The sequence below is a fragment of the Maribacter sedimenticola genome, from assembly GCF_900188415.1.
In the GTDB taxonomy this organism is placed as follows: domain Bacteria; phylum Bacteroidota; class Bacteroidia; order Flavobacteriales; family Flavobacteriaceae; genus Maribacter; species Maribacter sedimenticola.
The window spans coordinates 146791-159304 of the sequence record NZ_FZNV01000003.1; the positions used below are offsets into that span (position 1 = coordinate 146791).

15 protein-coding genes are annotated in these 12514 nt (G+C 35.0%); 14 read left to right on the plus strand and 1 reads right to left on the minus strand.

What is annotated here, in order from left to right:
- The first annotated feature begins 35 nt into the window (after window positions 1–35).
- A complete protein-coding gene (locus CHB68_RS10030; RefSeq protein ID WP_089260753.1) occupies window positions 36–926 on the plus strand; it encodes an MBL fold metallo-hydrolase in 891 nt (296 codons plus the stop codon).
- A gap of 68 nt (window positions 927–994) precedes the next feature.
- A complete protein-coding gene (locus CHB68_RS10035; protein WP_089261244.1) occupies window positions 995–1384 on the plus strand; it encodes a nuclear transport factor 2 family protein in 390 nt (129 codons plus the stop codon).
- A gap of 92 nt (window positions 1385–1476) precedes the next feature.
- Here CHB68_RS10035 and CHB68_RS10040 read toward each other — a convergent pair whose 3' ends face one another.
- Window positions 1477–1887, minus strand: coding sequence for a winged helix-turn-helix transcriptional regulator (locus tag CHB68_RS10040; RefSeq protein ID WP_089261245.1), 411 nt, complete (start codon window positions 1885–1887; stop codon window positions 1477–1479).
- 95 nt (window positions 1888–1982) lie between these two features.
- On the opposite strand from CHB68_RS10040, the gene CHB68_RS10045 reads away from it, so the two are divergent.
- From CHB68_RS10045 to CHB68_RS10100, 12 genes are all read left to right on the plus strand, one after another.
- A complete protein-coding gene (locus tag CHB68_RS10045; protein ID WP_089261246.1) occupies window positions 1983–2819 on the plus strand; it encodes an alpha/beta fold hydrolase in 837 nt (278 codons plus the stop codon).
- 235 nt (window positions 2820–3054) lie between these two features.
- On the plus strand, window positions 3055–3684 hold the full coding sequence (locus tag CHB68_RS10050) for a DUF1684 domain-containing protein (RefSeq protein WP_089260754.1): 630 nt from the start codon (window positions 3055–3057) through the stop codon (window positions 3682–3684).
- A gap of 257 nt (window positions 3685–3941) precedes the next feature.
- Window positions 3942–4319, plus strand: coding sequence for a hypothetical protein (locus CHB68_RS10055; RefSeq protein WP_089260755.1), 378 nt, complete (start codon window positions 3942–3944; stop codon window positions 4317–4319).
- A gap of 357 nt (window positions 4320–4676) precedes the next feature.
- Complete coding sequence (locus tag CHB68_RS10060) at window positions 4677–5627, plus strand: SDR family NAD(P)-dependent oxidoreductase (protein WP_089260756.1); 951 nt, start codon at window positions 4677–4679, stop codon at window positions 5625–5627.
- A gap of 9 nt (window positions 5628–5636) precedes the next feature.
- Window positions 5637–6548 carry a helix-turn-helix domain-containing protein gene (locus tag CHB68_RS10065; protein WP_089260757.1) on the plus strand — a complete coding sequence of 304 codons (912 nt, stop codon included), beginning with the start codon at window positions 5637–5639 and terminating at the stop codon, window positions 6546–6548.
- A 3-nt stretch (window positions 6549–6551) separates the two neighbouring features.
- On the plus strand, window positions 6552–7055 hold the full coding sequence (locus CHB68_RS10070; RefSeq protein ID WP_089260758.1) for a hypothetical protein: 504 nt from the start codon (window positions 6552–6554) through the stop codon (window positions 7053–7055).
- Between the two features lie 96 nt (window positions 7056–7151).
- Window positions 7152–7718, plus strand: coding sequence for a Crp/Fnr family transcriptional regulator (locus CHB68_RS10075; RefSeq protein WP_089260759.1), 567 nt, complete (start codon window positions 7152–7154; stop codon window positions 7716–7718).
- Window positions 7719–7768: 50 nt separating this feature from the next.
- Entirely contained in the window at window positions 7769–8224 is a 456-nt protein-coding gene (locus CHB68_RS10080; RefSeq protein WP_089260760.1) for a DoxX family protein, read from the plus strand.
- Window positions 8225–8386: 162 nt separating this feature from the next.
- Window positions 8387–8815, plus strand: coding sequence for a hypothetical protein (locus CHB68_RS10085; RefSeq protein WP_143815195.1), 429 nt, complete (start codon window positions 8387–8389; stop codon window positions 8813–8815).
- A 354-nt stretch (window positions 8816–9169) separates the two neighbouring features.
- Entirely contained in the window at window positions 9170–9616 is a 447-nt protein-coding gene (locus tag CHB68_RS10090) for a hypothetical protein (protein WP_089260762.1), read from the plus strand.
- A 254-nt stretch (window positions 9617–9870) separates the two neighbouring features.
- A complete protein-coding gene (locus CHB68_RS10095) occupies window positions 9871–11364 on the plus strand; it encodes an amidohydrolase family protein (protein WP_179213187.1) in 1494 nt (497 codons plus the stop codon).
- A 129-nt stretch (window positions 11365–11493) separates the two neighbouring features.
- Window positions 11494–12471 (plus strand): M23 family metallopeptidase, encoded by a 978-nt coding sequence (locus tag CHB68_RS10100; protein ID WP_089260764.1) that lies wholly within the window; start codon window positions 11494–11496, stop codon window positions 12469–12471.
- The last annotated feature ends 43 nt before the right edge of the window (window positions 12472–12514 follow it).

Below are 12514 nucleotides of genomic sequence, written 5' to 3' on the forward strand. Positions count from 1 at the left end.
CACCTTTGTACCATCATTAAAAACAGGACAAAAAAATGAAATCGATTATTTCAACAACATTATTTACAATTTTAATTTTATTCAAAATGAATGCACAAGAACAAAGTTTTAAAACAATAGAAACAAGCAAATTTAAACTTCAAATTTACAACGCATCAGAAAATAGTTTTGGTGTGGCATCTGTAATTATCTCAGGAAAAATCGATGCCGTATTAATAGATACACAATTTACATTGGCAGAGGCCGAACAAGTAGCCCAAGAAATTAAAAACTCAGGTAAAACCTTAACAACTATTTATGTGTCTCACGGTGACCCAGATTTTTATTTCGGATTAGAAGTATTCAAAAAATATTTCCCCGAGGTAACGGCTTATGCAACGCCTGCAACAGTAGAACATATTAAAGCAACAGCCCAAAAGAAATTGGAAGTTTGGGGCGAAAGATTAGGTGATAAAATTACATCCAATGTTATTTTACCGCAAGTTCTAAAAGGAAACACTATTGAGTTAGAAGGCGAAAAATTGGAAATCATTGGATTAGACAATTTCCCAAAAAGAACTTTTGTCTGGATTCCATCAATTAAAACAGCTTTAGGTGGTATTAATGTTTTTGGCACAACATTTAATGTATGGATGGCAGATGCACAAACAACAGAAGCACGCCAAAACTGGTTATCAATCTTAAATAGCATAAGTGATTTAAAACCTGAAATAGTAATTCCGGCACATGCAAATACAAATTCAGATTTCACAATTGATGCTGTAAATCATACTAAAAATTACATTCAATATTATGAAGAAGCTTTAAATAGCAATACCACTTCTGAAGCGTTAATAGCAACGATAAAATCAAAATATCCGAATTTAACTTTTGAAACAGCTTTAATGCTAGGAGCAAAAGTGAACACAGGAGAAATGAAATGGTAAGATTTATATTAATCATCAACCTGGCATTGCTTTTAGTAATGTCAGGTTGTTCATTTAAACAGGAAGCAATGACAAATTTAGAAATCATAAAAAGTACGTATGAAGGTAAAACTTCAGAAGAAAACGGTAAAAACTTGGCCAAACATGTAGCTGAAAATATTAGTTGGACAGAAGCCAAAGGTTTTCCTTACGGAGGAACTTATATTGGTTTAAAAAGTATTACCGAAAATGTTTTTAAGCGCTTAGGTAGCGAGTGGACCGATTATAAGTTTACTCCCGAAGATTATATTGCAAATGAAGACAAAGTAGTTGCTTATGGTACATATTCCGGCACCTATAAAAAAACGAACACATATTTTGAAGCACGCGTTGCGCATATTTGGAAATTAAACGATGGTAAGATTATTAGTTTTGAGCAGTTTGTAGACAGTAAATCCGTAGACGAAGCAATTCGTTAAATTACTACTCCAAGGGTGTACATAAGTCATTGATGAATTTGTTTTCGTCTATGACTTCTTTATTTAAATAATTGAAATATAGTAATCTTTATTTAGGGTTGTAGCAAGCTGTTCATTGAATCTAAAATAAATTTCTCCTTATCCATTTTAATTTCCTTTATAAGCGATTTCTTTTCCTCCGTAAGGGTAAAATATTTTTCTGCCCATAAATTAATCTCTACAATTACAGGAATTAAATCAACACCCTTGGGAGTAAGCTGGTATAAAACTTTTGCTTTACTTTCTGGATGGACTAATTTTTGGATCAATCCATGATTTTCCAACATTACCAATCTATTTGCCAAAATATTTGTTGAAATTTTTTCCTCTGTCTTTAACAAATCCCCATAGGTTAGCTTTTTATTGAACATTAAATCCCTAATTATCAATAAAGACCACTTGTCGCCCCAAATTTCAAGTGATGAACTTATTGGACATTGAGACCTTCTTTTTAGTGCTTTCATAAAATCTATCGTAAAATCACTTGCATTTTGCAAGTAAATTAATTTATATTTACACTTGCAAAATGCAAGTAAAATACAAATATAAAAGAAAAGCTATGAAAGAAAGCGCTCTTAACGTACAAACAAAAATTGCAAACATTGAGGGAAATGCAATTGCCTATCGCAAGTACGGTACCGGAATACCAATAATTTTATTAAATAGGTTTAGGGGCACATTAGATACTTGGGACCCGTTATTTTTAGATGTAATGGCTATGCACAATACGGTAATTACAATTGATTACTGCGGCATAGGCTATTCTACAGGAGAATTACCGCTAGATATTAAGGACGTAGCGTCTAATGTTATAAAATTTGCCAATCATTTAGATATTGAAAAATTTATTCTTTTAGGCTGGTCTTACGGAGGTTGGGTAGCACAATATGCTACTTTTCTATATTCTTCAAGAATATTGAATACCGTTATTATTGGCAGTAATCCTATTGGTAAAAACGAATTACCCTTCAAAAAAGAATTCTTTGAAAGAGCTTTAAAACCAATAAACGATAAGGACGATATCCAAGTTCTATTTTTTGAACCTGGTTCAGAAAACAGCAAAGCTGCGGCAGAATCCTCTACAAATAGAATAGCAAAAAGATTTAATCTTAGTAAAGTACCCTCAACTCAAGAGATATTCAATAGGTACTTTGCTTCAAAAACCGCAATTGCAGAAGACAAGGATAATTTTAGAACAGCGTATCAAACCACAACTATTCCTATTTTGGTAATATCCGGAGATCATGACATTTCTTTTGCACTAGAAAACTGGTATCCAATGCTGGGTAAAGCACCCACATTAAGGCTCATTGTTTTACCAGAATCCGGTCATGCCCCACACTTTCAATATCCAAATGAAACGAGCGCTTATATTAAGGCTTTTTTGGGGAACTAAACCGTGTAAATTAGCACCTAAATATACAGGAAGTAAAATCGTGAATTGCCCTTTATAGTTATCATACAAATAAAAAAGTTACCATAGGTAAAACCATTAAGGTCGCCACAAATTAAATTCATGAACTAAAACCTTAAGGGCTTATTGTTAAGTCTGTATTGTTAACAGTTTAAATTACCCTCCAGCCATTATTTTGGCAGAAAATTTAAACTAAACTAAGTGTGATATACTTAAAATGGATAGTTTAGAGTTAGTATTACAACAATCTTATTACCATGACAAAAAAAGGTTAACCCTACTTATCATTTTGCAATTATGTATAGCAAATGCCCAATCTTACAACCAATCGGTCTTGGATTTTCAACAACATTTAAACGAGGAATACAAAAACCCAGATGAATCACCTCTTGATAAAAAAGATTTAAAACGGTTTAAAGGTCATGATTTCTTTCCGATCAATGAGAAATATAGGGTAGTTGCAAAATTTACTAAGATTATGAACCCTACCCCATTTTTAATGAAAACCACAACAAGCAGACTTTCTATGTACGAGGTCTACGGGGTCGCTAATTTTGAGTTAGATGGTAAAGAATATCAACTTAACGTTTATCAAAATCATAAACTTAGGGAAACTGAAGAATATAAAAATTATTTATTTCTTCCGTTTACGGATTTAACCAATGGCGATCAGACCTACGGTGGTGGTCGGTTTATTGACTTGGAAATTCCCGAAGAAGAAACAATTGTTATTGATTTCAATAAGGCATACAACCCTTATTGCGCCTATAATTCCAATTATTCCTGCCCCATTCCGCCAAAAGAGAATGATTTAGACATCCACATTACGGCCGGAATAAAAAAATAAACAATCTTAACCAGGATGTTGGCCTTATGGATGAAATTTAAAAGGTGTGTTAATCAGCTATTTTTCTGGTCAAGTCTATCCCCATTCTTACCCTATTACCATAAAAAGGAACCGTATATGCGAACACGCTAAAACGTAATACTATTCTATTCATTAGAATTTGCAAAGGCACATGCCGTATCAAAAAAAATTATTACCTTAAGGGCTTACACCCGGTTTACGGGTAGTTTGCTTCTATAATCCAAAATTTCAAAACCATGAAAATCAACAATATTTTAATAGGTGTTTTTTCTCTTATCACGTTTACTGCATTTGCACAACATGAAAAAAGTGACCATATGGAATTAGCAACTGCGGTAACCGAACTGAAATTGAAAACGGAAAATTTTGATGAATTAAAGAATTTTGATTGGAATATGGTCAAGGAAATTTTTCAAGAAAACAATACCGATCAAGAAATCACCCTTGCCATTGCATATGTGAATACCTCTGAAGTTGACAAATCAAAAGTTAGAATTGATAATTTTGAAATGGAATTTACCGGGAAACTAGCTGACTTGGATAATTTGACCGCAAGGCTTAAAAAATCGATTGACAGATTGGATGAATTTAACGATCAAAATACCAAAAACTAAAGTTGATAATAGCATTTTACAACTACCTTAAGCTACATCCTTTATAATCATATGGGGTTTTTATGGAACTGTTGATATCAGTTATCGTCTGTCTAATTATTCCATGAAATACACTTGCAACAAATATAAAAGGTTGCATTTTATCTACTTAATGTATTTCCATAGGCAAACACATATTAAATGCTATAACAATCATTTAATTAACATTCTTTTCCCTCAGCCCACCCTAACAACCTTAACTTGTCCCTTATAATTCAACCAAAAAGTATACGTCTTTCGAAAATCCGTATACAGTATTAAGCTTACTCCTGCCCGACCTTTGCCCTATACTAATCATTAGTATTAAAAAAAGGCAAAATGGATATAAATCAATATGGCAAAAAGGGATGGACACCGGACAGTATTGAAAACCTGAACGGTAAAACTTTCATTATTACCGGCACTACTAGCGGAACAGGTTTTGAAGCAGCAAAAATTTTACTTTCAAAAGGCGCAAAAGTGGTCATGCTTAACAGGAACCAAAAAAAGGCAGGGGACACCATTAAAACGCTAAAACAAGAATTAGGCAACCACATTGATATGCTAGCCATACAAATGGATTTGGCGGTACAAGCTTCCGTAAAAAAAGCAGCCGATGAAGTTTTAAGTACCATTACCCAAATAGATGCACTTATCTGCAATGCGGCTATTGCCCAAGTACCTAAACAGATGTTAACGGTTGACGGTTGGGAAAGTCAAATGGGCACGAATTACTTTGGCAATTTCACCCTTCAGGCATTATTGTTTCCGCTCATTGAAAAATCCAAGGGACGTATTGTAACGGTTGGAAGTATGGGATATGACATGGGAATTAAAACCATAAAATTCGATGACCTTAACTGGGACAATGATTATACGCCCAATGATGCCTATAGCCAAAGTAAACTGGCACAGATCATGACTATCTATGAACTACAGGATAGATTGGCTGCAGCAGGCAAAACAGATGTAAAAGCATATGCTTGTCACCCGGGTTCATCAAGAACCAACCTAATTAATACGAGTGGTAGTTTTATGATGAAATTTATCTTTAACTTAATGAAATTATCCCCTCTGACACAATCGGCAGCAAAAGGAGCCTACCCACAATTACTATGTGCCACGGAACCAAACTTGGACCAAAGTGGTTTTTATGGTCCTACTGGCAGAAACTTTTGGACCGGTCCGGTGGGGGCACATAAATTGGAACCGCACGCTAAAGATAAAGCAGTGGCAAAAAGACTGTGGGAACTTTCAGAAAAGGAAACGGGAGTAAAATGGAATATTTAAATTAGGACCATGCAACACTTTAAAACATTAGCATCGTATTTAGATTATTTAGGATTGCCCAGACCCGAGCATCCTATGTTGAGCGTGTTCAATTCTAAAGGTGATGGTTTTTTGCCTTGCCCTAGAGAAAGTTCGCCTCCAATTACCAATGATTGCTATTCCATAAGTTTTAAAAAGTATGTGGATGGAGATTTAAATTACGGGCGAACCCAGTATGATTTTACCAATGGCGCCTTAATTTTTATAGCACCCAGACAGGTCTTGCAATGGGACAAAAGTGTGGTATTCGAACAAAAAGGGTTTTCCATAAACTTTCATGAAGATTTTTTAAAAGGAACGGCATTGGCCCATCAAATTAAAAAATATGGGTTCTTTTCCTATTCGGTTAACGAAGCGTTGCATCTATCGCCAAAAGAAGAAAAGCAATTGGAATCTATTGTAGAAAATATTGAAATTGAATATCAAAATAACCAAGATGTCTTTAGTAAGGAAATCATTATTTCTCAATTGGATACGTTATTGAAATATGCCAATCGATTTTATGAACGACAATTTTTACACAGAAAAGAAATAGCCAACAATTTATTGGAGCAATTTAACCAACACCTTACCCAATATTTTGAATCTGGACAATTGCAGGAAAAAGGCATTCCAAGTATAGAGCAGATAGCTGATAAAATGTCCGTTTCTAAACGCTATTTAAGTGATACGCTGAAAAAGGAAACAGGTAAAACTACCACTGAGCATTTGCAATTACTTTTAATTGATGAAGCAAAGAATATATTGTTGCAACCCAGTAAGAGTATTTCTGAAGTGGCCTATGAACTAGGGTTTGAATATCCGCCCTATTTTTCAAGATTGTTCAAGAAAAAAGAAGGAATAAGTCCAACCCAGTACAGGGAAAAATATAAAATGAATTAAACTATGGAAATCTTAAAATTAGCCACGGAGTGGGCAAAAGCCGAGGTATTCTCTACACGGTTCTTCATCATTTTCGCCATTTTATTTTTACTGGCAAGCATCGGGTTTTGGCAGTTGGGAAAAACAGATTTAGCAAAGGCTTACATTATTCCAACCTTAGTTGCAGGTATACTTCTTATAACCATAGGTCTCGGTCTTTTTTATACCAACAAATCTAGAATCAATCAATTTGAAAAAGCGTTCAATGCAGATGCACCTGCCTTTTATCAGTCAGAAATAGAACGTACCGAAAGTACCTTAAAAGAGTACACCGTTGTGTTTAAGGTCATTCCTATCTTAATTATTATTGCTGCATTGCTAATCCTCTTTATCCAAACTCCCACGTGGAGAGCCATAAGCATTACAACAATTGCGATGTTGACCGTTATCATATTGGTTGACGGAACGGCATATTCAAGAATTGAAGCCTACCATACAGCATTGAAATTGGTAGATTTAAAAAACTAAATCAAAAAATAAAACCTATCTTATAATAGGCGTTAGCGGTTCAGGTAGTGTCCTGAATTTAAACGGCCAGCAACAAGAAGAACTAAACAACGGTCAATGTATAGGATTAGAGCTTTTTTTGAGGAAATTGTGACAATTAACGATGAAGATTGGAAACTGTTCTCATCTAAACTTGAAAAAACCGAATATTCCAAAAAAACCATACTACTAAAAACGGGACAGACAGAAACGTATCTTTCGTTCATTGAAAAAGGAGCGGTTAGGCTTTATATTCCAAGTTTGGAAAACGATCTTACATTTGGTTTCTGCTTTGAAAACCAATTTGTTTGTGCATACGATTCGTTCATAAGGCAATCTCCTTGTACGTATCAGCTAGAAACATTGTCCAAGACAACCTTATGGCGTATCTCCCATACAGATTTACAAGAAATATATGCCCGGACAGCAATAGGCAATACCATTGGTAGATTGACCGCTGAAAACCTATATTTAATAAAATCAGAAAGGGAACAATCACTTTTAAACCAAACTGCGCAAGAACGTTATTTGTCGCTCTTTAAAAATAGACCAAATCTTTTCAAGGACATACCATTGAAATATATTGCTTCCTATATTGGCATAACCCCACAAGCTTTAAGTAGAATTAGAAAGCGAATTTCTTAACCTGGGTTCATTGTTTAAAGCGCCAATAGTCTTCAACTTTACAATAAAAAATGAAACCCTTAATTGTTTTACTAGTTGCCACATTAATTACAGGAATAGCCTTTAAATCCATACATGGAACGTACGACATTTCCTTATGCGCTAGAATTGGCATGTCCGTAATGCTACTCTTCACTGCACTAGGTCATTTTATGTTCACTGAAGGAATGGCCATGATGATTCCCAATTATATACCGTACAAAAAAGAAATAGTCTACTTTACCGCGGTAATTGAAGTTTTTGGTGCAATTGGGTTACATATTCCACAATATAGAACGTTGACAGCCTATCTACTAATTTTGTTTTTTATTTTGATAATACCAGCAAACATAAAAGCTGCAATTGAACATATAGAGTATCAAAAAGCCACGTTTAACGGACATGGATTGTACTATTTATGGTTCAGAATTCCATTACAAATATTTTATATAGCATGGGTATACTTATCTTCAATCAAGTACGGTTAAACACCTAGAAAAACCCTAAACGAACTTTATTCGTTATAGCTACATATCAATAATTTATAACCATTTTTATGGGAAAATTCACACAGATTTGTTAAATTTAAAGAACAAGAAATTTTTGGTCCAAATTTTATCCTAATACTCATTTTTTAAAGGAAACAATAAATGATGAACACAAATTTCAAATTTATTATCGGTTTAGTTTTAGTCTTAGGTTTTCTTTCCTGCAAGAGTAATAGGGTAGCCCTAAACCATCTAGAAGGATCATGGTTGCTTACGGATAATGAAAAGAATTTGAAATATGTAAAAATTGATGAGACCAAAGAACATAATGGATCTATCTTAAAAATAGCAGAGGACAGCACCATCATTGATTCGTACGTCATGAATTGTTTAATTGGAACGGGCAAATCAAAATTCTACTCTGAAGGTACTTGGAATATTGCCAAAAATTCAAAGTACATATCAAGCACAGTTCCTATTGACCGTCAAGGTCATAATTTTAAAATACTAAAACTTAACGACACCAGTTTTATTTTGAAAAATGTCGACAAGAAAAAAACAGCACTTGCTCAAAATGGCCATAATCCTTAAGTGCAAACATGTACAACTGGTCAACAATAACCGCTGTTTTACATTCTAGAACAGGAAAAAAATCATTTTCAACACTGTCCCGGCACATTAAGTTTTTTACTAAATTTCCCAAGAATAGTAAGTACTCCTATCTATACCAATGTTTAGAATATTAGATTAGTGCCTACTACTATCCAAACTTAAAAACTTGAGCCTGAAATAAGAAACAGGACATGAGAATGTCAAGTTTAGGATACATAAAAAGCATAGGATTTCAAAAAATTCAATCTAAACTAAAAAGAACTATACAATTCAATTTTTCAACTGAAATCAAAAACTTAATATGTTGTGGTATGTTAATACAGAAGCTGATCAATGTCCATTCTAACTAACTACCAGGAAATTTTGGTGGTAGATAAGGGTATCGAGGAACTAAAAAAATCGATCCTCCATGAAAAGCACATTTTTGTCAAATGGATTTCGCAAACGGATTGTATCCTAAGCCTACCATTTTCAATTGGCACAAACTATGCCCTTGATTTAAACAAGGATGCAAAAAGCGCAATCATTGTATATGCAACCTTTTCCAACTTGTCTAAAACACGAACACAAATTAAACTATATACAACGTTTAAATATGGTCTATTGTTTATACTGTTAATTCCTATTATTATGTTGGCTTTGGAACTAACGGTAGACTTGGGAATTCCGTTAGCCTTTTATTTTGTTTTTCCTATAGTTTATGTAATGCTCTTAATTTTTTTTAGGGCTGAAGAAAAAAAACTAATCAACCGGTTTAAGGGTCTTATAATAAATATGTAGCCCATTTGGGATATTAAAAACAACGATATCATTTATTCATACACTTTAAAAGAATAAGGGCAAAACAAGCACTTATCCTTCAAACGAAACTTGTGAAAATTTTAATTACAATTTGATAATCGCGGTTACTATAACCCTAAATAATTTAGAATTGCCTACCATACCACATGTACCTTGGCAACAGTAAATACTTCAAAATCAATTACATTTCTTATACTTGTACTACCCCATGGCAAACATTAAAACAAAGCTTTATGAAAAAAGCTATAGTACTATTTATCACAATAATGGCTTTATCATGCCAAGAAACCCAAGAGCTACTAAACCTGACACACGGGGTATATATTTCAAATATTACCATCATTACCTCAGAAGACGGCAACTACCATCCGTATAATGGCCACTTGGTAATCAAAAATGATTCTATTGTTTATGTCGATAAAAAAAAACCTACCCTTAGTGGCACTTTTGAACAAATAGATGGCACGGGTAAATATATTATTCCCGGCCTAATAGACAGTCACGTTCATATTACGGAAGTTCAAGGAATGTTGCCCCATCATATGGAAGCCAACCCAGAACTCGCCAAACAATTTACTTCGCAAATGCCCAACAGTTATCTGTATTATGGCTTTACCTCACTCATTAATCTTGGTGGCATATCCAATGAGCAATTAACCGCTATCAATACCCTGCCTATTCATCCGGATATTTACCATACAGGTCGCTCTGGGGCATCCGTTGCAAATGGTTATCCAATGAATTTTGCACCGGAACAATACCGGTTTGAATCTACCCCCAATTTTATTTACATGGAAAGCCAGGCAGCACATATCCCTGATAAATACGATCCTGCGGACCACACACCTAAGGCGGTAGTGCAACGTATAAAAAATACAGGAGCCATTGCCGTAAAATCCTATTACGAATCAGGATTTAGGGGCATGCCAAAATTACCCGTGCCCACGAAAAAAATCATGAACGAATTAATATCAGAATCGCACGCCAACGATTTGGTATTGACCGTGCATGGCAATTCCCTAGAGGCTCATTCCTTTTTAGCGGATGTAGGGGTAGATGTCATTGCACATGGGTTATGGAATTGGGAAACCTATAGGGATGTACCATTAGATTCACTACCCTTAGAAGTAAAACAAACCTTGGATAAAATAATAGAAAAACAAATAGGCTACACCCCCACCCTAACCGTCCTTTCCGGTGAAGAGGCACTAGCGGACCTAGCCTTTCTTGACCAACCCGAATTACAAAAGGTAGTACCCAAAAAATTGCTAGATTGGTATAAAACCGAAGAAGGACAGTGGTTTGCCAAAGAACTTTTCATCGAGCTTGAAACCGGTGAGGTTCATAAGATATATGGCAACATCCAGGCACATGCCATGCTTGCTCTAAAATACCTTTCCGATCGCAATGCATTACTGTTATTTGGTACGGATACGCCCTCTGCTCCAACATATGGCAACCAACCGGGCCATAATGGGTATTGGGAACTGCAATTGATGAAAGAGGCCGGTGTACCATTGGATAAAATTTTATCTTCAGCTACGATCAATAATGCCAAAGCATTTCATTTAGATGCTAATATAGGTTCCATAAAAACAGGTAAAAAGGCCAATATGCTCATTTTAACCAAAAATCCATTGTTGGATATTGAAGCTTACAACGCTATTGAACATGTGATGATTGGAGGCAAACTGGTCACTAGGGAGGATTTGGCAGTGAAAAATTAATGGCTAAGCAAGGTACATAACTTGTTAAGGGCATATTGATGAATATATTTTCCTAATGAGGCTGAAAAAACCTTATACGAACGACCTATATGCAGAACGCAGTATTTTATATTTTAAACAACCTAACCCATGATGAAATCAATAATACCAATGCTACTTCTAATGCCATTATTATTCTTTGGTCAAGAAGAAAAAGAAACCATAAAAAAAGTAGCCAACGAATTTCATGAATTATATAATGCAGAGCAGTACAAGGACATATTTGAGCTCTTTGCCCCGAATATGAAGTCGGCCCTACCCTTGGAACAAACCACTGATTTTTTAAAAGGCCTTAAGAGCCAAGCCGGTAAAATGGTGAACAGAACATTCATTACTTATGAAAATGGCACTTACGCTTCGTACAGAACAAATTTTGAGCGGGCACTTTTGGCCGTAAACATTTCGCTTGATAAAACAGGAAAAATAAACGGGTTGTTCGTTAAGCCGTTCAAAGACCCCGATCTGCCTAAGCTTGTAAGGAACACTACAAATTTTATACTACCCTTTAATTACGAATGGACCATTTTCTGGGGAGGAGACACCAAGGAATTAAATTATCATGTAATCAACGAGGCCCAAAAAAATGCATTTGATATCGTCATTACGGACCATACTGGAAAATCCTATAAAACCGACGGGAAAACAAACGATGACTATTACGCCTTTGGTAAAGAACTTATTGCCCCCTGCAATGCGGAAGTTGTTCTGGTCGTGGACGGTATAAAGGACAATATTCCCGGAGAGATGAATCCTATCTATGTTCCTGGCAATACGGTCATCTTAAAAACAGACCTGAATGAATTTCTATTTTTTGCCCACTTTAAACAAAATTCTATTGTAGTAAAGCAAGGTCAGCACGTAAAACAAGGAGATTTATTAGGACTTTGCGGAAATTCAGGTAATTCATCAGAGGCCCATTTGCATTTTCATTTGCAAAATATAGAGGATATGAACAAAGCCACTGGAGCAAAAAGCTTTTTTACCAATATTCTTGTGAACGGGGAACTTAAAAAAGAATACTCACCTATTAAAGGGGAAAAGGTCCAGAACAAAACAAAAACACCTTAAATGATTCAGGTAACAACCTAACACCTATTAAAGCGCCAGTAAT